Here is a 24,020-nt window from a genome sequence, read left to right on the forward strand (position 1 = left end):
GACCGTGGCTGAGCCGAGAGGTGACGAACTTGACACGACCCTCGAACGTGCGCCGCCACAGGTGGCGCACGCACGTCGCGGCCGGACTGGCCGTTCTCATCGGTCTACCCATGATCGGCGTCGCGCCGCCAGCGTTCGCCGACGCCGCCGCGGCCTCCGCGGTGCTCTCGGCGCCTCCACAGTGGAACGGCATGGCCGGCAATCCCGGCGACGCCTCCGGCCAGATCTCCGCGGCGGCCACCGAGCGGGGCGGTCGCCCCTGCTGGACCACCACGCAGACGCCGATCACCAATGACTTCCTGTACTTCCGGGTCGACGCCGCCCGACAGCCGGCCACCACCGGGTACGCGTTCGTCAAGGTCAGCTACTTCGACGCCGGCCCCGGACACTTCACGATCCAGTACGACGGCACGGGGCAGAACCGGGCCGGCGACGCCGTCCCGCTGACCGGCGGGAACGTCTGGCGTTCCTACGTCTTCCAGTTGCCCGACGCCGAGTTCAAGGGCGATCTGCCGTCCGGCGCCGACTTCCGCATCGCCTCGTGGGACAGCCGGCTCGGGCGGTCGGCCACCGACCTGTGCGTCTCCGACGTCTCGGTCAGCTTCAGCACCGCCGAGGCGGTGCGCATCACCGCGACGAACCTGGTCTTCAGCGGATCCGAGCCGCGGACCATCCCGGTGACCTCCAGCGCGGCCAGCGTGAGCTGGTCGGTCGCCGACGAGCAGGGGGTGCCGGCGGCCAGCGGCACGGCCGCGGTGTCCGGTGGCGCCGCGACGGTCAACCTCGCCACGGTCAAGCCCGGCTACTACACCCTCGGCGTCACGGCCGAGGTGGGCGGACTCCCGGTCACCCGGTACACACCGGTGGCGCTGCTGGACGCGCTTCCCGCCGACGCCCGCAGGCCCGGGGCGCCATGGGGAGTCGGGACCCACTTCTCGCAGAGCGACCCGGCCAGTCTCATTCCCACGATGGCGAAGGTCGGTTACACCCACGTCCGCGACGCCCTGTCCTGGCAGCACGTGGAGAAGACCGCCGGCACCTACACCATGCCCACCTACGGCGCACCGTTCCTCAACGGGCTGGCCGCCAACGGCATGGAGCCGCTGCTGGTCGCGGCGTTCGCCAATCCGCTCTACGACGGCGGGAAGACGCCGAGCACGCCGGAGGGCCACGCCGCCTTCGCCGCCTACGCCTCGGCGATGCTCACCCTCTCCGGTACCAACAAGGTCGAGGTGTACAACGAGTTCGACGGGGGCTTCAACAACGGCCTGTGCGGTCGTACCCCGCAGTGCTACCTGCCTCTGTTGCAGGCGACCTACGCCAAGGTGAAGGCCGACCACCCGCAGGCCGAGGTCGTCGCGCCGGCCGGCGGCGGACCCGCGTGGTGGGAGGAGCTGTTCCAGATCGGCGGCCTGCAGTACATGGACCGCTTCAGCGCGCACCTCTACGGCTTCCCGGCCCCGCCGGAGGTCCGCGGCGTGACCCTGATCCCGACGTTCAAGGACCTGATCCGCCGCTACAACAACGGTCGCGACATGCCGATCGACATCACCGAGAACGGATACCCGACCCACACCAACGGTGGCGTCACCGAACTGCAGCAGGGCGACTACCTGGTCCGCACGGCGAGCCTGGCCGTGGCGAACGGGGCCAGCCGCTACTACTGGTACGACTTCCTCAACGACGGCACGACCGCGTCGAACCAGGAGTACAACTTCGGCGTGATGCGCCGTCCCGGGTACCTCGGGATGAACGCCTACGCCCCGAAGCCGGCGCTGGTCACGCAGTCGGTGCTGATCCGCCAGCTCGCCGGCCTGGACTTCCGTGCCGCCGACAACCTGGGCTCGGGTGTCTACTCGTACGAGTTCGCCGGCGGGGCCGGCAAGACGCCGGTCCGGGTGATGTGGGCGACCACACCGACGCAGGTGGAGCTGAGCACCACCACCCCCGTCACGGTCACCAACGCCTACGGCCGGTCGAACACCCTGGAACCCCTACAGGGCAAGGTGACGCTGGACCTGACCGAGCACCCGGTCTTCACCAGGGGCAAGCCGACGGCCCTCGCGGTGAGCAACCCGAAGGTCTACTCCGTCTCGGTTCCGGACACGGTCGCGGTCGGCGACGACATCCCGGTGACGCTGAAGGTGGACCGGACCCACGGTGGTGGAGGCACGTGGACCAACTTCCAGATCGAGGACAGCACCTACCCGGTGTACGCGCCGGCCGGGCAGGTGGGGACGAAGACCGTCACCGTTCCCGGCAGCACGGTGAAGGGTCCGCGAACGGTACACGTGCGGGCCGGGTCCGGCGGATCGGCGTCGATGGTGCTGCGCGACGACGCGATGATCACCGATCCGGTCGTGGCGACCGTCGATCCGATCGTGACGTCGGTCGGGCCGCTCGGCGGGTCGCTGCGGGTGAAGATCACCAACAACAAGTCGGCGACGGCCCTGGACGTCGCACAGATCGCGTGGACGGTGGGGACGCAGAGCGGCACGGTCACCGGCGTCGCCCCGGTACCGCCGAACTCGGTCACCTCGGTCGACATACCGGTCGCGGGGATCGTCCCGTGGAAGTCCTACGACATGTCGGTACGCGTCGACACGACACAGTTGGGCGCGTTCCGGGCCGGTGGGACCGTCGGCTTCAACCCGATCGAGGCCGACGGACAGAACACGGTCGTACCCGTGAATCTGGCGGCCGACGGCGCGGTCGATTACCGGCGGGTTCCCTACGGCGGCACGTCGGACCTGTCGGGCACCGTCAAGCTCACCCGCACCGCGGACGCCCTCTGGTTGACGGCCGACGTGACCGACAACGTCCACGCCCAGACGAAGACGGCCGGCAGCATGTGGGACGGCGACTCCATCCAACTGGCGGTCAGCCCCGACCTTCCGGGGCGGTCGACCGCCCGCGTCGAGATCGGCGCGGCGCTGCTGGGCACCGGTCCGGCCGTGTACACCTTCACGCCGCCAGCCGGCGGCGTGGCCGGGGCGACGCCGGGCGCGACGGCGGCGATCGTCCGGAACGGGACCACCACCTCCTACCGCGTGTCGGTGCCCTGGTCCGCACTCGGGCTCAGCGGTCCGCCCACCGCACCGGTCGCCCTGTCCTTCGTGGTCAACGATGACGACGACGGCATCGGCCGGGCCGGCTGGATCCAGTGGGGCGGCGGCATCGTCCTGGCCAAGAACACCGCGGAGTTCCGGCCGGTGCAGGTGATGGCGCCGTGAGCGGGCCCCGGCGGGTCCTGGTCACCGGTGCGGCCGGACGGTTGGGCCGGGCGGCCCTGACGCTGCTCGCCGACCGACTCATCCCCACCACCGGTCTCGACCTGCACGACCCGGGCGACACCCGGGCGGGCCGGATGGTGACCGGATCCGCCGGGGACCCGATCGTGGTACGCGACGCCCTCGCGGAGGTCGACGCCGTCTTCCACTGCGCGGCCATCCCCGCGCCCACCCTGGGCACACCGCACGAGGTGTTCACCACCAACACCCAGGCGACGTTCACCGTGCTGGAGGAGGCGGCTCAGCGGGGCGTCCGCCGGGCCGTCATCGCCAGCAGCCTGTCGGTGACCGGTCTGCCCTGGTCGCCGCACCCGCAGACACCGGCCTACCTGCCCATCGACGAGGATCTGCCGCTGCAGGTGGCCGACCCGTACGCGCTGTCGAAGCAGACCGACGAGGCGATCGGCGCCATGATGGCCCGCCGGCACGGGATGGCCGTCGTCGCCCTGCGCCTGCCGCTGCTCGGCGGTCCCGGCGATCAGTTCGAGAAGTACGCCCGCAACTACGTCGAACACCCGTCGTGGGGGGCCAACGAACTGTGGGCGTACCTGGACACCCGCGACGCCGCCCGCGCCGGCCTGTTGGCCCTCACCGCCCCCGTGACCGGATTCCACGCGGTGTTCGTCGCCGCGCCGGACACCCTGAGCGCCACCGATACGGAGGCGCTGCTGGACGAACACCTACCGGGGGTGCCCCGGCGGACGCGACTGACCGGCCGGAGCGTCGCCATCGACACCGGCCGAGCCGCGCGGCTGCTCGGCTTCACCCCCGAGCACCGCTATCCACTGTCCCCACCCGGACAGCCACCATTCTCAGCTCAGGAAGTGACGCCATGACACGTACGATCAGCCGCCGGCGCCTGCTCGCCGGCGCGGCCGGACTGGGTTCCGCCGCCCTCCTCGCGGCCTGCGGCAAGGACGACTCCGGTGACGCCGGCACGGTGACCCTCAACGTCTGGGGCGGGGTGCCTGCGGAGAACGGCCCCGACGCCCTGTTCGCCGCGTTCACCGCGAAGCACCCGAACATCAAGGTCAAGTACACCCGTTTCGTCAACGACGATCAGGGCAACCTCAAGCTCGACACCGCGCTGCAGGGCGGTCTCGACATCGACGTGGTCGTGTCGTACGCGCGCTCGGCCCTGGCCAAGCGCGTCGAGGCGGGTCTGCTCACCGACCTCACCGACCGGCTCTCCGGTGACCCGGTGTTGAAGGCCTTCGCCCCCGGCGCGAATCCGGCCAGCAACTACTTCTTCGACGGTAAGGCGTACTCCGCTCCGGCCAGCCGCAGCGTGGAGACGGTGCTGGCGAACAAGAGCCTGCTCGACAGGGCCGGCGTCACCGTCCCGGCGGACTGGACGACCGCCGACTTCCGGGCGATCGCGAAACAGCTCTCCGGCAACGGCGTGTACGGGTGCCTCATCCCGCCGGACCTTGCCCGCCAGCAGCTCGGCCCGGACTTCACCTACAAGCCCGGCGGCCGCGAGTCCAACTTCGACCACCCGGCGTTCCGGGAGAACTTCCAACTCCGGCTGGACATGATGGCCGAGAAGTCCGCCGTCCCGATGACCGAGATCGTCGCGCAGAAGTGGGACGCGTTCGCCCAGACGCCGTTCCTCACGGGGAAGGTCGCGATGTGGATCTCCCAGCCGTTCGTCCTGCGCTACATCAAGGACACCAAGGAGTATCCGCACGACTTCAAGACCGTTCTGCTGCCGATGCCGGCGCCGCAGAAGGGCGCGCAGTTCTGGAACACCGGTGCCTACGGCGACAACGTGGCCATCACCAAGAAGTCCAAGCACCAGGACGCCGCCTTCACGCTCCTGCAGTTCTGGCTCGGCGAAGGCGCGGCACACATGGTGCCCGGCGGCCGGCTCCCGTCGCTGCCCGGGGGCGACACCGCCAAACTGGCCGCTGATCTGGGCGGACCCGACGCCGCGAAGCTGTTCGACGAGCAGTCGCTGGTCACCAACCTGCTGACCTCGGACGCGCGGATTCCCGTGGACGCCATCCAGACGGCGCACGCGGAGATCTCCACGATCATGAACGGGCTCAACCAGCGGGTCCTGCTCGGGAACATCAGCATCGACCAGTGGGCCCGGACCGCCAGGGAACAGTGCGACGCCGCGATCAAAAAGGCGGCCTAGAGACACATGCAGACTCTGGTTGGGTCGGCCCGGTCACCGGTACCGCCCGTCGTACGGGAGAAGAAGCGCCGGCCCGCCGGGGTCCGTTCCTGGTTGCCGTGGTTGTTCATCGCTCCCAATCTCATCGGACTGATCGCCTTCACCCTCGGTCCGATGCTGGCCGGGCTGGGCATCGCGTTCACGCGTTGGAACGTGCTGTCCGGCCTGGGCGGGATCGAGTGGGTGGGCCTGGACAACTTCACGGAGCTGTTCGCCGACCCCAAGTTCTGGAAAGCCCTGGGCCGCACGGTGTTCTTCGCCGGCCTCGGCGTTCCGCTGTCGATCGCGTTCGGCCTGCTGCTCGCGCTGGCCCTCAACCGACCGCTGGTCGGCCGGGCCGCGCTGCGGGTCGTGTTCTTCGTACCCAGCATGGTCAACACGGTCGCCATCGGTATGGTCTGGCTGCTCGTGCTCAACCCCAGCGCCGGGCTGCTCAACCAGGCCCTGCGGTTCCTGGGTCTGTCCGAGCCGCCGACCTGGCTGGTGTCCGAGGACTGGGCTCTGCCGGCGCTCGTGCTCATCCAGGTGTGGGCCGGCATGGGCTACCAAGCGGTGATCTACCTGGCCGCTCTCCAGGAGCTGCCCCAGGACCTGCACGAGGCGGCGATGATCGACGGCGCCGGCGCGTGGCGTCGGTTCCGCACCATCACGTGGCCGAGCCTCATGCCGACCACCGTCTTCCTGGCGATCACGTCGTTCATCGGCACGTCACAGGGGTTCGGGTTGATCGCCTTCCTGACCGGCGGCGGCCCGGGGGAGTCCACCACCGTGCTCGCCTACTACATGTACCAGTCCGGATTCCAGGCCTACAAGTTCGGCTACGCCGCAGCGATCGGCGTCGTCACGTTCGCCGCGGTACTGCTGCTGACGCTGGTGCTGTGGCGGTTCCAGAAGGGACGGGGGCTCTACACATGACCCGCAGCCGTACTGACCGGACCCTGCGCACCTGGTTGTTGAGCGTCGTCATGTGGGCGATCGCCGTGCTCTTCGCCCTCCCGCTGTTGTGGATGATCTCGGCTTCGCTCAAACGCAACATCGACGTGTTCACGCTTCCGGTGACGTGGATTCCCGACCCGGTTCGGTGGGTCAACTACGCGGACGTGTGGGCCGGCGACCCACCCCTGCTGCGTTACTTCGCCAACTCCCTGATCGTGGCGACCGTCGCCGTCGCCGGCGAGCTGTTCACGTCCTCCCTGGCCGGGTACGCCTTCGCGCGCATGCGGTTCAAAGGTCGCGACCGCCTCTTCCTGCTCTACATCGCGACCTCGATCGTGCCGACCCAGTTGCTGCTCGTGCCCCGGTTCATGTTCTTCCAGGCCGTCGGCCTGTACGACACGCTGTGGGCGCTGATCCTGCCGAGCATGTTCACCGTCTTCGGCACCTTCCTGATGCGCCAGCACTTCTCCGCCGTACCCGGGGAACTGGCCGAGGCCGCCCGCATCGACGGCGCCGGCGAGTGGTCGATCTACTGGCGCATCTACCTGCCGATGGCGAAGCCCGTCCTCGCCGCACTGGCGATTCTCGGGTTCGTCTGGTCGTGGAACAGCTACGAGACGCCGCTGATCATGCTCTCCACCGACGAGAACTACACGCTCCCCGTCGGCCTGACCCGTTTCGTCGACGGCGACGGCGGCCTCGCCGGTGGGCTGTCGATGGCCGCGGCCACCTCCTCGGTCGTACCGATGATCATCGTGTTCCTCGTGTTCCAGCGCCAGTTCCTGTCCGCACTGAGCCGCACGGGGCTCAAGTGACACCGACGGAGGCTCATCACCATGCGTGTTGAACACGCCGGACACGACATCACCGTGGTGGGCGGTGGTCTGGCGGGTGTGTGCGCGGCCATCGCCGCCGCCCGCCTCGGCCGGACGGTCGCGCTGATCAACAACCGGCCGGTGCTGGGCGGCAACTCCAGCAGCGAGGTGCGGGTCTGGGTGGTCGGGGCCACGAGCCACGGCGACAACCACTACGCCCGCGAAGGCGGGATCATGGGTGAGCTGTTCGTGGAGAACCAGTACCGCAACCCGCAGGGCAACCCGTACGTGTGGGACACGGTCGTGCTCGACGCCGTACGGGCGGAACCGAACATCTCGCTGTATCTCAACACCGACGTCCGCGACGTCGAGGCGGACGGGCCGCCCGAGGCGCGGCAGATCCACACCGTCACCGGATGGATGATGGGCTCGGAACGGCTCATCCACTTCTCGTCGCCGATCTTCCTCGACTGCACCGGCGACGGACTGGTCGGACACCTGGCCGGCGCCGAGTACCGCATCGGCCGCGAGGCCAGCGGCGAGTACGGCGAACCCTGGGCGCCCGCCGAGGCCGACGACATCACCCTCGGCAGCACCCTGCTCTTCTACACCAAGGACGCCGGTGAGCCGGTCACCTACGTGGCGCCGTCGTTCGCCAAGGACATCACGCAGACCAGCATCCCGCAGCGACGCATCATCCGGGCCGGTGACAACGGCACCGCGTACTGGTGGATCGAGTACGGCGGGGAGCTGGACACCGTCCACGACAACGACGTCATCCGGGACGAGCTGTGGTCGGTCATCTACGGCATCTGGGACCACATCAAGAACTCGGGCCGGTTCGACGCGGACACGATGACCCTGGAATGGGTCGGGGCCGTCCCCGGCAAGCGGGAGTACCGCAGGTTCATCGGCGACTACGTGCTGACCCAGCACGACATCATGGGCCAGAAGGAGTTCCCCGACCAGATCGCCTTCGGCGGTTGGTCCATCGACATGCATCCCCCGCAGGGCATGTACGCGACGGAGGCCGCCTCCAAACACCTGCACCCGGACGGCGTCTACCCCATCCCCTACCGGTGCCTGTACTCGGTGAACACCACGAACCTGCTGTTCGCCGGACGCAACGTGTCGGCCAGCCACATCGCGTTCGGGTCGACCCGGGTGATGGCCACCTGCGCGACGCTGGGCCAGGCGGCGGGAACCGCCGCCGCCCTGTGTCTCGACGGAAAGGTGGTCCCACGCGAACTCGACGCGGGTCACCTCCAGCAGATCCTGTTGCGCTCCGACGCGTCGCTCATCGGCGTGGCCGCGGCCGACCCCACCGATCAGGCCCGCACGGCGCTGGTCACGGCGTCCTCGACGCTGGACCGGATCGACGTGGCCGGACCGGGTGCCCAGTGGCCGCTGACCGCCGACGCCGGCATCGTGCTGCCGGTCGATCCCGCCCTGGTAGGGCCGGAACTCCTCGTCGACGCGGCCGAGGCCACGACGCTCGTGGTGGACCTCTACGATCCCGGCCCCGGCCAGAACTACGTACCGGGAACGCTTGTCGACACCGCGCGGGTCCCGGTCGCCGCGGGCGTCCGACAATGGGTCCGCCTCCCGCTGCAGTGGACGCCGCCCACCGCGCGCAACGCCTTCCTGCGGGTACGGGCCAACCCCGCCGTGACCCTGCACGTCGCGGACACGACCGTCCCCGGCGTCCTGTCCCTGTCCCACGTACCGCCGAAGACGGACCGGGACGAGCGGCAGCCGGTGCTCGAGTGGAAGAGCGCGGCCCTGCGCCGGCGGACCTTCTGCCTGCGCACCGGTCCGACGGCGGCCTACTCCGCCGACAAGGTGGTCGACGGGTACCTGCGCCCCTTCGCGGGACCGCACCTGTGGATGTCGCGGCCCCTCGCCACGGACGGTGCGCCGTGGTTGCAACTGACCTGGGCGGAGCCGGTGACGGTGAGCCGGGTCGAGGTCATCGCCAACGACGACGTCAACGAGGACCTGATCAACCTGCCCCACCACCGGATGCCGTTCACGCTCATGCCGACGCTCGTGCGCGACTACCGGATCGAGGCCCGCGCCGCCGGGACCGGTTGGCAGCCGCTCGTGTCGGTGGCCGACAACCGGCAGCGGCGCCGCACGCACAGTCTCGCGGCCCCGATCGTGACCGACCGGATCAGGGTTGTCGTCACCGCCACCAACGGCACCGGTTCGGCCCAGCTGATCGCCGTGCGGGCCTACGCCTGACGGTCCGCCGTCGCCGTCCATCCACGCAACGATCCTCGAACAGGAGACCACGTTCGTGCCCCTCAACCCCATGCCGGAGACGCAGGCACCCTGGCCCGGCCGAGACCGGCTACGCATCACCGGCGTCCGGTCGATCGTCACCGCCCCGGAGGGCGTGCCGCTCGTCGTCGTCCGGGTCGACACCAACGATCCCGGCCTGTACGGGCTCGGCTGCGCGACGTTCACCCAGCGGTTCCACGCGGTCGCCGCCACCGTCGACCGTCATGTCGCGCCGCTGCTCGTCGGCCGCCATCCGGCCGACATCGAGGACATCTTCCGCATGGTCCACTTCTCGTCGTACTGGCGCAGCGGCCCGGTCACCAACAACGCCCTGTCCGGCGTCGACCAGGCGCTGTGGGACATCGCCGGCAAACGGGCCGGCATGCCCGTCTACGAGTTGCTCGGCGGGCGGGTCCGCGCGGCGGCCGACACTTACCTGCACGCCGGCGGGGCCACCGTCGACGCCACCCTGGAGCAGGCCCGCGCCCTGCTCGACCGGGGCTACCGGCACGTCCGGCTCCAGGTCGGCAGCCCCGGTGTCGGCACCTACGGCGCCCCGGCCACGCCCGGCGAGTACCCCGGGACACCGCACCCCGGCGGGTGGGACGTGCACCGCTACCTGCGCGACACACCGGACCTGTTCGCGCAGGCCCGCGCGGCCCTCGGGCCCGAGCCGCACCTGATGCACGACGTCCACTCCCGGCTGACCGTCAAGCAGGCTGTCGGACTTGCCCGCCAGCTCGAGGAGTACCGGTTGTTCTTCCTGGAGGATCCGATCGCGCCGGAGTTCTACGACCGGCTGGGCGAGGTCCGCGCGGCCGCGCCCATGCCCATCGCGGTCGGGGAACAGGTGGCGTCGGTGGCCGACGCGGCCCGGCTCGTGACGGGTGGCGGCGTCGATCTGCTGCGCCTGCACCTCTCCTCGATCGGCGGCCTGAGCCCGGCGCGCAAACTCGTCGCCCTGTGCGAACTCCACGGCGTCGGCACCGCCTGGCACGCGCCGGCCGACGTGTCCCCGATCGGCGCGGCGGCGAACGTCGCGCTCGACGTGACCAGCGCCGCGTTCGTCGTCCAGGAGGGCCACGAGTACGCACCCGACGTCCACGCGGTGTTCCCGGGCACGCTCGCACCCCGCAACGGTTTCCTCTATCCGTCGGACGCACCCGGCTGGGGAATCGACCTCGACGAGGCGGAGGCGGCCAAGTACCCGCCCGTGGAGCACCTCCACGAACGGTGGTCGGCCCAGGTACGGCACCTCGACGGCGGGATCGTGGCCCCGTGAAAATCGACCGTCTGGAGACCTTCCTCGTCGCGCCCCGCTGGCTCTTTCTGAAGATCACCACCGATGACGGTGTCGTCGGCTGGGGCGAACCGGTCGTGGAAGGCCGCGCCGAGACCGTCCAGGCCGCCATCGGTGAGCTGTCCGACCTGCTCATCGGCAGCGATCCGATGCGCATCGAAGACCACTGGCAGGTCCTCACCCGCGGTGGCTTCTACCGCGGCGGCCCCGTACTGTCCAGCGCCGTCGCCGGCATCGACCAGGCGCTGTGGGACATCGCCGGCAAGGTTCGCGGGGCACCGGTCCACGAACTGCTCGGCGGGCCGGTACGCGACCGCGTCCGGATGTACGGCTGGGCGTACGGCGAGACCGCCGAACAGGTCGCCGAGAACGCCGCGGCGGCGATCGCGACCGGATACACCGCCGTCAAGATCGCACCGCCGGGCCCGATGGCGTTCCTGGACACACCCGCGGGCCTGAGATCCGTCGTCGATCTCCTGGCCAAGGTCCGCGACGCGATCGGCTCCGACCACGACGTGGCGATCGACCTGCACGGACGGGCCTCGATCGCCGCCAGCCGTCGCCTCCTGCCACTGCTGGAGCCGTACGTGCCGCTGTTCGTCGAGGAACCGCTGCGGCCCGAGTACTCCAGCGATATCGCCCGGATCGTCACGGCGACCGCACTGCCGATCGCCACCGGCGAGCGGCTCTACACCCGGCGCGAGTTCCGGGACGTCCTGGACGCCGGCGTGGCCGTCGTCCAACCCGACCTCTCGCACGCCGGGGGCATCTCCGAGGTCCGGCGCATCGCCGCGGTCGCCGAGATGTACGACGCCGTCCTGGCCCCGCACTGTCCGCTCGGCCCCATCGCCCTGGCCGCCTGCCTGCAGATCGACCTGGCCATCCCCAACTTCCTCATTCAGGAACAGGCCCTGGGCATCCACTACAACAACGGCCAGGACGGCCTGAACTATCTCGTCGACGCCGACGTCCTGCGGTTGCGGGACGGGCACGTGGAGCGTCTCGGCGCGCCCGGCCTCGGCATCGACGTCGACGAGAAGGCGGTGCGCGCGGCGGCGGCACGAGGCCACCGCTTTCGTTCCCCCGTCTGGCGCGGCCCGGACGGCGCGTTCACCGAGTGGTGACGACCCACTCGACTTCCGACCACCCAGCAACCGTGGAGATGCCATGGCACAGTTCGACATGCCCGAAGACCGTCTACGCAGCTACCGGCCCGCGATCGCGGAGCCGGAAGACTTCGACAGCTTCTGGACCGCGACGCTCCAGGACGCGCGCGCCCATTCTCTCGATCTCACCGCTACGCCGGTCGACAACGGCCTCGCGCTGATCGACACCCTTGACGTCACCTTCGCCGGCTACGACGGCAACCCGGTCAAGGCATGGCTGCACCTGCCCGTCACCCGCACCGGTGCACTGCCCGCCGTGGTGGAGTACGTCGGATACGGCGGTGGCCGCGGCCTGCCACACGAACGACCGCTGTGGGCCATGGCCGGATATGCGCACTTCATCATGGACACCCGAGGTCAGGGCGCCAAGGGCCCCAGGGGGGACACACCCGATCCGGACCCCGTTGGTGACCCCGCGATCGCGGGCTTCACCACCCGAGGCATCGCCAGTCCGGAGACCTACTACTACCGCCGGGTCTTCACCGACGGGGTCCGGGCCATCGACGCCGTACGGGAACTGTCCGAGGTGGATCCGAGCAGAGTGGCCGTCGCCGGGACCAGCCAGGGCGGTGGAATCGCCACCGCCGTGGCCGGCCTCGTCCCGGGTCTGGTGGCCGCCATGCCCGACGTCCCGTTCCTGGCCGACTTCCCCCGGGCGCTGACCATCACCGACGCCTCGCCGTACGCCGAGATCACCGGCTATCTCAAGGTCCGCCGGGACCAACGCGACCAGGTGATGCGGACGCTCTCGTACTTCGACACGGTCAACCACGCCAAGCGGGCCAGCGCCTCGGCGCTGTACTCCGTCGGGCTGATGGACGCGGCCTGCCCGCCGTCGACCGTGTACGCCTCGTACAACCACTACGCCGGACCGAAGGAGATCCGCGTCTACCCGTTCAACGGGCACGAAGGGGGCCAGGCCTTCCACGAGGTCGAAAAGCTGAGGTTCGCCGCCAAGCCGCTCACCGGGTGAGCGGGGCACAGCCGACCCGGCGGCGACCGGACCCACGTCACCATCAACAACAGCACCGCGGAAGAGGAGCCGGCATGCAGCCGCAGCACAATCATCGATGGTTGCGCTGGCCATCGGACCCGTCCCGGAGCCGCCTCGCGTTCGGCGCCGACTACAACCCCGAGCAGTGGCCACGCCACATCTGGGACGCGGACGTCCGGGCCATGCAGGTGGCCGGCGTGAACATCGTCTCCTTGGGGATCTTCTCCTGGGCCCGGATCCAGCCGCAGGTGGACGTGTGGGACTTCGGGTGGCTCGACGACGTCATGGACCTGCTGCACGCCCACGGCATCGCCGTCGACCTGGCCACCGCGACCGCGTCCCCGCCGCCCTGGCTGACCACGACGCACCCGGAGATCCTGCCCGTCGACGGAGACGGCCGCACCATCTGGCCCGGCGCCCGGCAGCACTGGCGGCCGACCTCGCCGATCTTCCGACTGCATGCGCTCCGCCTGACCCGCGCACTCGCCGAGCGGTACCGCGACCACCCGGCGCTGACCGCTTGGCATGTCAACAACGAACTGGGCGGTGACAACGCCTACGACTACTCCGACGACGCCGCGACCGCGTTCCGGGACTGGCTGCGCCGCCGGTACGGCAGCCTGGACGCCCTCAACCGGGCCTGGGCGACCACGTTCTGGTCGCAGCAGTACGGCGACTGGGCGCAGATCCTGCCACCACGGCGGGCGACCACGCACCTCAACCCGACGCAGCAACTGGACTTCAAACGGTTCTCCTCCGACGCGCTCAAGGACCACCTGCGCGCCGAACGGTCCGTGCTGTACGAAGTGACCCCGGACGTACCCGTCACCACCAACTTCATGGTCATGGGCTGGTCCAAGGCGCTCAACTACGCCGACTGGGCCGCCGAGGTCGACTTCGTCGCCAACGACCACTACACGACGCCGGGCCCGCAGGCGCACGACGAACTGTCGTTCTCCGCCAACCTCACCTCGAACCTGGCCGGCGGGCGGCCGTGGTATCTCATGGAGCACTCCACCAGCGCGCTCAACTGGCAGCCGATCAACGTCGCCAAGGGGCCCGGCGAGATGGCCCGCGACTCGCTCACGCACGTCGCCCACGGCGCGGACGCGGTCTGCTTCTTCCAATGGCGTCAGTCCGCGGCGGGCGCGGAGAAGTACCACTCGGCGATGCTGCCCCACGCCGGCGTCGACAGCACCATCTTCCGCGCCGTCACCGATCTCGGTGCCACGCTGCGCGATCTCGCCGAGGTGGCCGGCACCACGCGCCGGCCGGCCGACGCGGCCATCGTCTTCGACTGGGAGTCCTGGTGGACGGCCGAGCACGACGCGCACCCCAGTGACCGGCTCCGCTACCGGCAGGAGGCCCTCGACTGGTACACGGCCTTTCTCGAACTCGGTATCCGCGCCGACGTGGTCCCCGTCGACGCGCCGCTGCATCGCTACGGTCTGCTCGTCGCCCCGATGCTGCATGTCGTGCCCGGAGCGCTCGCCGACCGGCTACGCGGCTACGTCGCCGACGGCGGCCACCTCGTTACCACCTACTTCTCCGGCATCGTCGACGAGCACGACCACGTCTGGCTCGGCGGATACCCGGGAGCCCTGCGCGATCTGCTCGGCATCAGGATCGAGGAGTTCGCCCCCCTGCCCGACGAGCAGAGCGTCGAGCTCGACAACGGCACGGTGGGCACCCTGTGGACCGACCGCATCGACCTCACGGACCCCGCGACCGAAGTCCTGGCCCGGTACGGCCAGGGCGGCCAGACCGGCCGGCCGGCCATCACCCGTCGGGCCGTCGGTTCCGGATCCGCCGCCTACGTCTCCACCCGCCTGCGGCCCGCCGGGCTCACCGTCGTCCTGGCCGACCTGGCGAAGCGGGCCGGTCTCGACAGCGAACTCCCGCCGGGCCTGCGCGGTCGCGTCGAACTGGCCGTACGCGGACCGTACTGGTTCCTGATCAACCGTACTGGGCAGCCCCTCGACATCTCCGCCGTCGACGGTGAACGGCTCGGTTCCGGGAACGACGTCCTGGCGCCGCGCGCCGTGGCGGTCCTGCGCCGCGCCACGGTCCCGGACTCGGCCGACACGTGATGGTCACCTGGCCCTCGGCGTCCCGGACGTCGCGGAACGTACGGCCGTGGACCTGGCCACCAGCCGGCAGACGCCGCCCGTTCGGGCTGCCCGGGTCACTCGACGCCGGCCAATCCGGCATGAATCCGGTGGCGGGGTGGACCAACCGTTGCGAGACTCGGTGCCGTGCCTGAGCCGGACCGCTTCCGAGCCGCCGTACACCTGTGGGCGGCCGGCGGCCCCGATGCCGCGACGGCCGCCGCAGCCGCCCGGGAGTCGGCGGCCGGCCTGCGTACGGTCGTCCTCGTCGAGGGGGTCAGCGACCAGCGCGCGGTGGAGGCCCTGGCGGAGCGACGGCACCGTGACCTCGCCGGTGAGGGTGTCTGCGTGGTGCCGCTCGGCGGCGCGATGAGCGTCGGCCGGTACCTGCGGCTGTTCGGGTCGCAGGGCCTCGCCGTCGCGGTACGGGGGCTGTGCGACGAGGCCGAGGAGGGCTTCTTCCGCCGTGGCCTGGAGCAGGCGGGCTTCGGTGCCGCCCTGGACCGGTCGGCGATGGAGGCGCTCGGGTTCGGGGTCTGCGTTACCGACCTGGAGGACGAGCTGATCCGCGCCCTGGGCAGCGACGGCGTGCGGCGGGTCATCGCGGACCAGCGGGATCTGGCCCGGTTCCGGGTCTTCCAGAACCAGCCCGCCCAACGTGGCCGGTCGATCGAGCGGCAACTGCGTCGTTTTCTGGGCACCATGAGCGGGCGCAAGGCGCGCTACGCCGAGGCGCTCGTGCGGGCGCTCGACCCGGATCGGGTGCCGCGCCCGCTGGACCGGCTGCTCGCCGACTGAGTCTCAGGCCGGCACGACCGGCAGGTCCAACACCTCGTCGACCTCCCGGCGCGGGGTGGGTCGGCCCGGCTGGCCGTACCCGACGCGCAGCACCATCTGCGGGGTGCCGAACCGCCCCAGCGACACGCGTAGCTGCTCCCGCGCCGTCGGGACCTCGATCGGCTGGGACAACATCGACACGCCCAACCCGGCGTCGACGGCGGTGAGCAGCACCCGTTGCAGGGCCTGACCGGCGACCACCTGGTCGATGGCGGTGTTACCGACCGAGCCGAGCACCCCGACCAGCGGCTCGGGTTCGAAGTCCCGCCCCGGCGCGCGGTCGCGACCGCCGAAGCCGCGCGTCGGCAGCACATCCTGTGGCTCGTGCTGCGGGCCGCCGGCCGAGGTGGGTACGCCGTCCGGCGCGGACTCGTGACGCAGCCACTGTTCCCGCTCGGCGCGGTACGCCGGGTCGCGTTCCAGCACCCGGTGCGCGCCACGGGCGATCTCGCCGAACGCGTTCACGGCGCTCACCCCGACCAGTAGCTCCAGCCAGCACCCCTCGGCGCGGGCCGCGTCGCCGAGCCGCCAGCGGGCGTCGGACGGCACCGGGTCCGGCCAGAACGGCAGCCGGTTGCTGAACCGGCGGGGGATGGCCGTGTGCAGGCTCTGCTCGGTGGGGCTGGGCCGGCGCGGGAGGTCCGGCACCAGTCGGGCCAGCAGATCCGGCTCGGCCGGGTCCGGACGCAGTCGCACCCGGGCGGGGACGCCGGCCACGGCCAACGCGATCCGCAGGTTGAACAGGGCCGCGCCGCAGGCGACCCGTACGCCCCAGCCGCTGGGGTCGGTCTCCGGCAGCCGACGTGACGGGTCGGCCAGCACCTCGATCCCGCCGGCACGCAGCCGGAACCGCCACGGCTGCGTGTTGTGCAGCGACGGCGCCCGGACCGCGCTGTCGGCGGCGGTCCGCAGGTGGTTCGCGGTGTAGCCGATGTCCATGGCGGTGCTCCTTTCCCTGGGCCGGTCGTCGAGCCGCGACGGCTGGCACACCCTCACGGTCCGCCGATCGGGCGGCGGCGAGCAGGGCCGGACGTCCCGACCCACCGGGCCCGACCGCCCATCGACGGTCGGTCCCTCCGTTCGGGACCTTCGGCCCGTGCACCCGTCGTGCGGCGCGGGTAGAAACGAGGGATGATCCGCGTCTTCCTCCTCGACGACCACGAGGTCGTCCGCCGTGGCCTGGCCGACCTGCTGCAGAGCAGCGGCGACATCGAGGTGGTCGGTGAGTCCGGCTCCGCGCAGGAGGCGTCGCGTCGCATCCCGGCGCTGCGGCCGGACGTGGCGATCCTCGACGCCCGGCTGCCCGACGGCAACGGCATCGACGTGTGCCGCGACGTCCGGGCCGTCGACTCGTCCATCAAGGGCCTGATCCTGACCTCGTACGAGGACGACGAGGCGCTGTTCGCCGCGATCATGGCGGGTGCCGCCGGGTACGTGCTCAAGCAGATCCGCGGCACCGATCTGGTCGACGCGGTGCGCCGGGTGGCGGCCGGGCAGTCCCTGCTCGATCCGGCGATCACCACGCGGGTGCTGGACCGCATCCGCAACGGCGTCGAGCAGCCGCGCGAGTTGAAGTCGCTCACCGAGCAGGAGCGGCGGATCCTGGAGTACGTGGCCGAGGGGCTGACCAACCGGGAGATCGCGGGAAGGATGTTCCTCGCCGAGAAGACGGTGAAGAACTACGTGTCCAGCGTGCTGGCCAAGCTGGGCCTGGAGCGCCGCACCCAAGCGGCGGTCCTGGCCACCCGCCTGCTCGGCAAGACTCCCTGAGCCGCCCCCATTCTCGCGATCTTGCACTTTCTGCGCCGACAAACCCGACCTTGCTCCTCATATCGTCCACCGAAAGTGCAAGATCGGCGCGGTCGGAGGACTGGCGTCGGTCAGTCGCGCAGGGGCACTGACCAGTGCAGCTCGGTTCCGTGGGGGTCGGCGGGGCGGATCGTGAAGGCGCCGTTGCGGCGGTCGGCGCGTTCGCGGAGGTTGACCAGGCCGCCTCGGGCCGCACTCGGGTCGCAGCCCACCCCGTCGTCGGTGACCGTCACGCTCACCTGCTCGCCCTCGACGCGTACGGCCACGTCGACGCGGGTGGCCCGCGCGTGGCGGACCGTGTTGGACAGCGCCTCGCGCAGCACGGCGGCCAGCTCCGGGCGGATGGTGTCGGGGACGGCACTGTCCACCGGGCCGGTCAGCTTCAGGTGCGGCTTGAAACCCAGGGATTCGGCGGCCAGCTCGACCGCCTCGCGGATCTCGGTACGCAGCGCTGCGGTCATCGGTGTCCGCAGCTCGAAGATGGTCCGCCGGATGTCGCGGATGGTGTCGTCGAGGTCGTCGACGGCCGCGTTGATCCGTTTGGCGACCTCGGGGCGGGCCATCATCGGCGCGGCGCTCTGCAACTGCAGGCCGGTGGCGAAGAGCCGCTGGATCACCACGTCGTGCAGGTCCCGGGCGATCCGCTCGCGGTCCTCCAGGACCACCAACAGCTCGCGCTCCTCCTGACCACGCGCCCGTTCCATGGCCAGCGCCGCCTGACCGGCGAAGCTGCCCAGCAGCGCCACGTCCTCTTCGCTGGCGCCGCCGCCGCGCTCGGGCCGGTGCGCCACGATCAGCACGCCGTGCAGAGTGTCGGCGGTGGCCAGCGGCGAGACGATCGCGGGCCCGGTGTGCAGCAGCGCCGGCCACGGCGCGGCGTGGGCCAGGTCGTCCACCTGGTCGTGCCGGCCCTCGGCGACGGCCGCCCCGAAGCTGGTGTCGGCGGCCGGCAGGACCGCGCCGACCAGCGCGCGGGCCTGCTCGTCGACGCCGTCGACGACCTCCACGGTGAACTGCGCGGACTCGCTGTCGTGCAGCAGCACCAGCGCCAGCTCCGCCTCGGCGACCTCCCGGGCCCGTCGGGCGACCAGCGCCAACGCGTCGGTGCGGCGTACCTCGCCGAGCAGCACAGTGGTGATCTCGGCGGTCGCGGCGAGCCAGCGTTCCCGCCGGTGGGCCAGGGCGTACAGGCGGGCGTTCTCGATGGCCACGCCGGCGGCGGCGGCGAGCGCGACGACGATCTCCTCGTCGTCCTCGGTGAACTGCGCGCCGCCCTGCTTCTCGGCCAGGTAGAGGTTGCCGAACACCTGGTCCCGGATGAGTACCGGCACGCCCAGGAAGCTGTGCATGGGCGGGTGGTTGGCCGGGAAGCCGTAGGAGCGCGGGTGCTGGGTGATGTCCGGCATGCGCAGCGGGCGCGGATCGTCGATGAGCAGGCCGAGCACGCCCCGCCCGTGCGGCAGGTCGCCGATCTGCGCGTGCTGCTCGGGCGTGATGCCGTGCACGATGAAGTCGTGCAGCAACCGGTCCGGGCCGACCACGCCCAGCGCGCCGTACCGGGCGCCGACCAGCTCGCAGGCCGCCTGCACGATGCGCCGCAGGGTGGTGCGCAGATCCAGGTTGGTGCCGATGCCGACGACCGCGTCGAGCAGCGCCCGCAGCCGCTCCCGGCTGGTCATCACCTCGCCGACCCGGTCCAGCATCTCCTGGAGCAGTTCGTCGAGGCGAACCCGGGACAGCGGGCTCAGCCCGAGCGACGGCGTCACCGGGGTTTCCGGGCGAGGCTGCGGGACGCTGCTGGTCACCGCGCGATCGTAGCGTCGACCGGCGGCGACGATCGACCCGTCAGGCCTGGTCGCCGCGCACCGCCGAGGTGTCGACCACCTGCTCGCTGGCCAGTCGCGGGGTGTGCGGCGGCCCCGCGTGCGCCGGGTCCGCGATCCCCAGGCGCAGCACGAGGTACGGGAAGCCGATGCCGGCGAGCACCTGACGCAGTGTCTGCCGGGTGCCCGGGACCTCGACGACCGCGCTGAGGGGTACCACCGACACGCCGAGCCGGGTCGCGGTCAGCCAGGCGGCGGAGAGGGCTTCACCGGCACGGAGCCAGCTGTCCCGGTCGTCCTCGTCGCCGTGCAGCAGCGCGTACACCGCCATCCGGTCGTGGCCGGGACCGATCGGCAGGCTGCCGGGGCGGCCGAAGTCGCGGCCCGGCACGGTGGTCTGTGGCGGCTCCGCGGGGAGCACGTCGGCGGGCAGGCCGGTGCCGGTCTCGGCGCGGCTCGTCCAGTACGCCATCTCGGCGCGCAGCTCCGGGTCCTCGGCCTCGACCGCGCCGGCGTGCCCGGCCGTGGCGGCCAGCTCCAGCACCTGGTCGCGGTCGAGGATCTGCAGGCGGCTGCCCTCGGCGGTGACCGCCCGGGTGATCTCCCCCATCGCGTCGGTGGGCACCGGCTCGTCGCTGACCGGCCGTCGGTCGGTGTGCCGCACCGACATGCACTGCACGAGGCGCATGGCGTCCGGATCGGCCTCGGTCCGGGTCAGGTCGGTCAGACGGGCCACCAGGCTCTCCTCGCCCGGGTCGGGCAGGCGGCGCACCACCGCGCGCCAGCCCTCGGCGGCCAGCGCCACCCGGGCGTGGTGCAGGGCGGCGCCGCAGCTGACCGCCAGCAGTCGCCCTTCCGGGTCGCCGGCCGCGAGCTGCCGGTCGGCGACCGTGTGCAGTTCCAGCGAGTCGGGGAGTACCCGCCAACGCCAGGGCTGCGTGTTGTGCACCGAGGGGGCGTGGCCGGCGGTGGCAGCGGCCTCCGCCAGCGCGGTGGTCAGCGAACTTTCCTGACTCATCGTCACGACCTTTCCGTCTCGACCATCGTGCCCAACCTTCGACTTGTAAGGAGGGTGCCCTTCCTATACACCAGGCGTTAGAAAGGGGCCCTTCCTTAGCGCGGTGTGTTGCCGTTTCATCGTGCGCTTTGCTGGGCGGTGTGCCGGAGGGTCGGGCGTCAACGCTCCCGGACGACGGCGACCGGGCAGCCGGCGTGCTGGATGACCTGCTGGCTGACCGAGCCGAGCAGCATCCCGGCCAGCCCGCCCCGTCCCCGGCTGCCGACGACCACCAACTGGGCCGACCGGCTCGCCTCGATCAGCGTCGCCGCCGGACTGCCCCCGACGAGGTCGACCGTGACCTCCAGCTCGGGGAACGTCCGCCGCCAGGGTTCGACCGCCTCCTCGACGGCCGCCCGCTCGTCGGGCGTCCCGGCCGCCCCACCCGGGCCCGGTGTCCAGGCGTGCAGCACGCGCAGCGGTACCCGTCGTTGGGTTGCCCGCTCGGCCGCGAAGCCGAGTGCCACCAGCGACGGCTCGGAGGCGTCCACCCCGACCGTCACGGGGTCGGCCGGGCCGTGGGCCGCGCCGTCGCGGACGATGACGACGGGACAGTGGGCGTGCGCGGCGACCGCCACCGCCGTCGAGCCGGCCAGCAGCCCGCCGAACCCGCCGTGGCCCCGGCTGCCGAGCACCAGCATCCCCGCGTCGGTGGAGCGTTCCTGCAACACGAGGGCGGGCGGTCCGTCGTACACCTCGCCGGTGACCGTCAGGCCGGGATGCGCGGTGGCGGCGTCCGCGGCGGCCTTGCGGACCAGGTCGTCCACCTGCCGCCGGGCGGTGTCGTCCGGCCAGATGCCGGGCGCCACACCCGGACCGACCCAACTGGCCACGGTCAGCCATTCGAAGATGTACGCCAGCCGCACCGGCTGACCGCTGCGCTCGGCCTCGGCCAACGCCCAGTCAAGGGCCACCGACGCGTCGGTCGAGCCGTCGTAGCCGACCAGAATCTCCGCGTCCCGCACGTCGTCCTCCTTCAGGGGTTGGTCGGGTCGGTCTCGCGGACCCACCGCCACTCGGCGACCTGTGGGTCGTCCTCGCCGTACCGGCGGGTGTAGTCGCGGGCCGCCTGTCGGGCGTCGACCATCCGCTGGCGTAGGTGCGCGGCGCGCGCGCCCAGCCCCGGCACCCGGTCGATGACGTCGATGACCAGGTGGAACCGGTCCAGGTCGTTGAGCATCACCATGTCGAACGGGGTGGTGGTGGTGCCCTCCTCCTTGTAGCCGCGTACGTGCAGGTTCTCGTGGTTGGACCGGCGGTAGGTCAGGCGGTGGATGAGCCAGGGGTAGCCGTGGTAGGCGAAGATGACCGGTCGGTCCGGGGTGAAGATGGTGTCGAACTCCTTGTCGGGCAGGCCGTGCGGGTGTTCGGTGTCCGGTTGCAGGCGCATCAGGTCGACGACGTTGACCAGGCGGACCTTCAGCTCCGGCAGGTGCTGGCGCAGCAGGTCGGCGGCGGCCAGCGTCTCCAGGGTGGGCACGTCGCCGCAGCAGGCGAGGACGACGTCCGGCTCGCTGTCGTCGTCGGTGCTGGCCCACTCCCAGATGCCGAGGCCGCGGCGGGTGTGCTGGATCGCCTCGTCGACGGTGAGCCAGCTGGGCGCCGGCTGCTTGCCGGCCACGACCACGTTGATGTAGTGCCGGCTGCGCAGGCAGTGGTCCATGGTGGCGAGCAGGGTGTTGGCGTCCGGCGGCAGGTAGACGCGGACCACCTCGGCCTTCTTGTTGACCACGTGGTCGATGAAGCCCGGGTCCTGGTGGGAGAAGCCGTTGTGGTCCTGCCGCCAGACGTGGCTGGACAGCAGGTAGTTCAGCGAGGCGATCGGCTGTCGCCAGGGGATGGCCCGGGTCACCTTCAGCCATTTGGCGTGCTGGTTGAGCATCGAGTCGACGATGTGGATGAACGCCTCGTAGCTCGTGAACACCCCGTGCCGGCCGGTCAGCAGGTAACCCTCCAGCCAGCCCTGGCACAGGTGCTCGGACAGCACCTCCATGACCCGGCCGTCCGGGGAGAGGTGGTCGTCGCCGGGGACCGTGGCGGCCATCCAGGCGCGGTCGGTCACCTCGAAGGCGGCGCCCAACCGGTTGGACGCGACCTCGTCCGGGCCGAACAGCCGGAACGTCTGCGGGTTGGCGGCGATCACGTCGCGGATCCACGGACCGAGCACCCCGGTCGCGCCGGCCATCGGCTGACCCGGCTCGGGTACGTCCACGCCGTACGCGCCGAAGTCGGGCAGGGCCAGGTCGCGCAGGACCACTCCGCCGTTGGTGACCGGGTTGGCGCTCATCCGCCGGTCACCGCGCGGCGGCAGGGTCCGCAGCTCGTCGACCGGCGCTCCGGTGGCGTCGAACAGCTCCTCCGGTCGGTAGCTGCGTAGCCAGCGCTCCAGCTCGGCCAGGTGCGCCGGGTTGTCACGTACGCCGGACAGCGGCACCTGGTGCGCGCGGTAGGTGCCCTCCACCTCCGTACCGTCGACCTCGCGCGGTCCCGTCCAGCCCTTCGGCGTCCGCAAGATGATCATCGGCCAGCGGGGACGCTCGACGACGCCGCCGGAGCGGGCCCGGCGTTGGATCGTGGCGATCTCGTCCAGCGCCCGGTCCATGGTGGCGGCGAGAGTGCGGTGCACCATGCTCGGGTCGTCGCCGGCCACCACGTACGGCTCGTAACCCGAGCCCCGCATGAGGTCGAGCAGGTCCGCCTCGGGTATCCGGGCCAGCACGGTCGGGTTGGCGATCTTGTAGCCGTTGAGGTGCAGGATGGGCAGCACCGCGCCGTCGCGCGCCGGGTTGAGGAAGACGTTGGAGAGCCAACTGCCGGCCAGTGGGCCGGTCTCCGCCTCACCGTCGCCCACCACGCAGGCGACCACGAGATCCGGGTGGTCGAACGCGGCGCCGTAGGCGTGGCTCAGGGCGTACCCCAGCTCGCCGCCCTCGTGGATCGAACCTGGCACGTCCGCCGCGACGTGGCTGGGGATGCCGCCGGGGAAGGAGAACTGGCGGAACAGCCGGGCCATGCCGGTCTCGTCGCGTGCGACGTCGTGGTAGCGCTCCGACCAGGTGCCCTCCAGCCACGTGTTGGCCACGATCGCCGGGCCGCCGTGCCCGGGGCCGGTGACCAGCATGGCGTTCAGGTCGCGGGCGACGATCACCCGGTTGAGGTGGGCGTAGATCAGGTTGAGCCCGGGGCTGGTGCCCCAGTGCCCGAGCAGCCGGGGCTTGATGTCGTCGGGGGTCAGCGGCTCGCGCAGCAGGGGGTTGCCCAGCAGGTAGATCTGCCCGACGGTGAGGTAGTTCGCGGCCCGCCAGTAGGCGTCCAGCCGGCGCAGCTCGTCGTCGGTGAGTGCGCGCTGCGCGTCGAGAGCGGTGTCCATGATGCTGCCTCTCGCGGGTAGGGGGTGGGTGTTCGCCGTCCAGCCTCGCC

Annotated in this window: 17 protein-coding genes; 12 read left to right on the plus strand and 5 right to left on the minus strand. The window is 71.2% G+C overall.

The genetic code is table 11. The features are described from left to right. Positions 1–29: 29 nt before the first annotated feature. The 11 genes from AB0B55_RS08815 (at position 30) to AB0B55_RS08865 (ending at position 15,872) form a co-directional block, all read left to right on the plus strand. Entirely contained in the window at positions 30–3,233 is a 3,204-nt protein-coding gene (locus AB0B55_RS08815) for a sugar-binding protein (RefSeq protein WP_357171316.1), read from the plus strand. After that, positions 3,230–4,126, plus strand: a complete 897-nt coding sequence (locus AB0B55_RS08820; RefSeq protein WP_357122993.1) for an NAD(P)-dependent oxidoreductase — start codon at positions 3,230–3,232, stop codon at positions 4,124–4,126. The genes AB0B55_RS08815 and AB0B55_RS08820 overlap by 4 nt, the downstream gene beginning before the upstream one ends. Further along, positions 4,123–5,433 carry an extracellular solute-binding protein gene (locus AB0B55_RS08825; RefSeq protein ID WP_357171318.1) on the plus strand — a complete coding sequence of 437 codons (1,311 nt, stop codon included), beginning with the start codon at positions 4,123–4,125 and terminating at the stop codon, positions 5,431–5,433. The genes AB0B55_RS08820 and AB0B55_RS08825 overlap by 4 nt, the downstream gene beginning before the upstream one ends. 6 nt (positions 5,434–5,439) lie before the next feature. Continuing rightward, positions 5,440–6,387, plus strand: a complete 948-nt coding sequence (locus AB0B55_RS08830) for a sugar ABC transporter permease (protein WP_357123000.1) — start codon at positions 5,440–5,442, stop codon at positions 6,385–6,387. After that, entirely contained in the window at positions 6,384–7,223 is an 840-nt protein-coding gene (locus tag AB0B55_RS08835; protein WP_357123003.1) for a carbohydrate ABC transporter permease, read from the plus strand. Before AB0B55_RS08830 ends, AB0B55_RS08835 begins: the two co-directional genes overlap by 4 nt. A gap of 21 nt (positions 7,224–7,244) precedes the next feature. Then, a complete protein-coding gene (locus AB0B55_RS08840) occupies positions 7,245–9,467 on the plus strand; it encodes an FAD-dependent oxidoreductase (protein WP_357171320.1) in 2,223 nt (740 codons plus the stop codon). A 55-nt stretch (positions 9,468–9,522) separates the two neighbouring features. Further along, entirely contained in the window at positions 9,523–10,788 is a 1,266-nt protein-coding gene (locus tag AB0B55_RS08845; RefSeq protein WP_357123009.1) for an enolase C-terminal domain-like protein, read from the plus strand. Next, a complete protein-coding gene (gene dgoD, locus AB0B55_RS08850; protein WP_357123012.1) occupies positions 10,785–11,930 on the plus strand; it encodes a galactonate dehydratase in 1,146 nt (381 codons plus the stop codon). The genes AB0B55_RS08845 and dgoD overlap by 4 nt, the downstream gene beginning before the upstream one ends. Positions 11,931–11,973: 43 nt before the next feature. Next, positions 11,974–12,945: an acetylxylan esterase gene (locus tag AB0B55_RS08855; RefSeq protein WP_357171322.1), complete on the plus strand. Its 972-nt coding sequence runs from the start codon at positions 11,974–11,976 to the stop codon at positions 12,943–12,945. Positions 12,946–13,019: 74 nt separating this feature from the next. Next, on the plus strand, positions 13,020–15,056 hold the full coding sequence (locus tag AB0B55_RS08860) for a beta-galactosidase (protein WP_357123018.1): 2,037 nt from the start codon (positions 13,020–13,022) through the stop codon (positions 15,054–15,056). Between the two features lie 165 nt (positions 15,057–15,221). Further along, entirely contained in the window at positions 15,222–15,872 is a 651-nt protein-coding gene (locus tag AB0B55_RS08865; RefSeq protein ID WP_357123021.1) for a TOPRIM nucleotidyl transferase/hydrolase domain-containing protein, read from the plus strand. Between the two features lie 3 nt (positions 15,873–15,875). Here AB0B55_RS08865 and AB0B55_RS08870 read toward each other — a convergent pair whose 3' ends face one another. Then, on the minus strand, positions 15,876–16,850 hold the full coding sequence (locus tag AB0B55_RS08870) for a nitroreductase (RefSeq protein ID WP_357123024.1): 975 nt from the start codon (positions 16,848–16,850) through the stop codon (positions 15,876–15,878). Between the two features lie 192 nt (positions 16,851–17,042). Between AB0B55_RS08870 and AB0B55_RS08875 the strand changes: the two genes are divergently transcribed. Further along, the gene (locus tag AB0B55_RS08875; RefSeq protein WP_357123027.1) at positions 17,043–17,681 is read left to right on the plus strand and encodes a response regulator transcription factor; all 639 of its coding nucleotides are present in this window, start codon (positions 17,043–17,045) and stop codon (positions 17,679–17,681) included. 110 nt (positions 17,682–17,791) lie between these two features. Here AB0B55_RS08875 and AB0B55_RS08880 read toward each other — a convergent pair whose 3' ends face one another. The 4 genes from AB0B55_RS08880 to AB0B55_RS08895 form a co-directional block, all read right to left on the minus strand. Continuing rightward, a complete protein-coding gene (locus tag AB0B55_RS08880; RefSeq protein ID WP_357171583.1) occupies positions 17,792–19,423 on the minus strand; it encodes a GAF domain-containing sensor histidine kinase in 1,632 nt (543 codons plus the stop codon). A gap of 142 nt (positions 19,424–19,565) precedes the next feature. Then, the gene (locus AB0B55_RS08885; RefSeq protein WP_357123031.1) at positions 19,566–20,561 is read right to left on the minus strand and encodes a nitroreductase; all 996 of its coding nucleotides are present in this window, start codon (positions 20,559–20,561) and stop codon (positions 19,566–19,568) included. Between the two features lie 158 nt (positions 20,562–20,719). Then, positions 20,720–21,565 (minus strand): universal stress protein, encoded by an 846-nt coding sequence (locus AB0B55_RS08890; protein ID WP_357123034.1) that lies wholly within the window; start codon positions 21,563–21,565, stop codon positions 20,720–20,722. Positions 21,566–21,576: 11 nt separating this feature from the next. Then, positions 21,577–23,970 (minus strand): phosphoketolase family protein, encoded by a 2,394-nt coding sequence (locus AB0B55_RS08895; RefSeq protein ID WP_357123037.1) that lies wholly within the window; start codon positions 23,968–23,970, stop codon positions 21,577–21,579. Between the last annotated feature and the right edge of the window lie 50 nt (positions 23,971–24,020).

Source organism: Micromonospora sp. NPDC049107, from assembly GCF_040648595.1.
GTDB lineage: Bacteria > Actinomycetota > Actinomycetes > Mycobacteriales > Micromonosporaceae > Micromonospora.

Coding starts and splice junctions, on each gene's coding strand:
- AB0B55_RS08885 (WP_357123031.1), bottom strand. CDS start 20,561: ATGAGTCAGGAAAGTTCGCTGACCACCGCGCTGGCGGAGGCCGCTGCC.
- AB0B55_RS08875 (WP_357123027.1), top strand. CDS start 17,043: ATGATCCGCGTCTTCCTCCTCGACGACCACGAGGTCGTCCGCCGTGGC.
- AB0B55_RS08860 (WP_357123018.1), top strand. CDS start 13,020: ATGCAGCCGCAGCACAATCATCGATGGTTGCGCTGGCCATCGGACCCG.
- AB0B55_RS08880 (WP_357171583.1), bottom strand. CDS start 19,423: ATGCTGGACCGGGTCGGCGAGGTGATGACCAGCCGGGAGCGGCTGCGG.
- AB0B55_RS08840 (WP_357171320.1), top strand. CDS start 7,245: ATGCGTGTTGAACACGCCGGACACGACATCACCGTGGTGGGCGGTGGT.
- AB0B55_RS08825 (WP_357171318.1), top strand. CDS start 4,123: ATGACACGTACGATCAGCCGCCGGCGCCTGCTCGCCGGCGCGGCCGGA.
- AB0B55_RS08870 (WP_357123024.1), bottom strand. CDS start 16,850: ATGGACATCGGCTACACCGCGAACCACCTGCGGACCGCCGCCGACAGC.
- AB0B55_RS08895 (WP_357123037.1), bottom strand. CDS start 23,970: ATGGACACCGCTCTCGACGCGCAGCGCGCACTCACCGACGACGAGCTG.
- AB0B55_RS08835 (WP_357123003.1), top strand. CDS start 6,384: ATGACCCGCAGCCGTACTGACCGGACCCTGCGCACCTGGTTGTTGAGC.
- AB0B55_RS08830 (WP_357123000.1), top strand. CDS start 5,440: ATGCAGACTCTGGTTGGGTCGGCCCGGTCACCGGTACCGCCCGTCGTA.
- AB0B55_RS08855 (WP_357171322.1), top strand. CDS start 11,974: ATGGCACAGTTCGACATGCCCGAAGACCGTCTACGCAGCTACCGGCCC.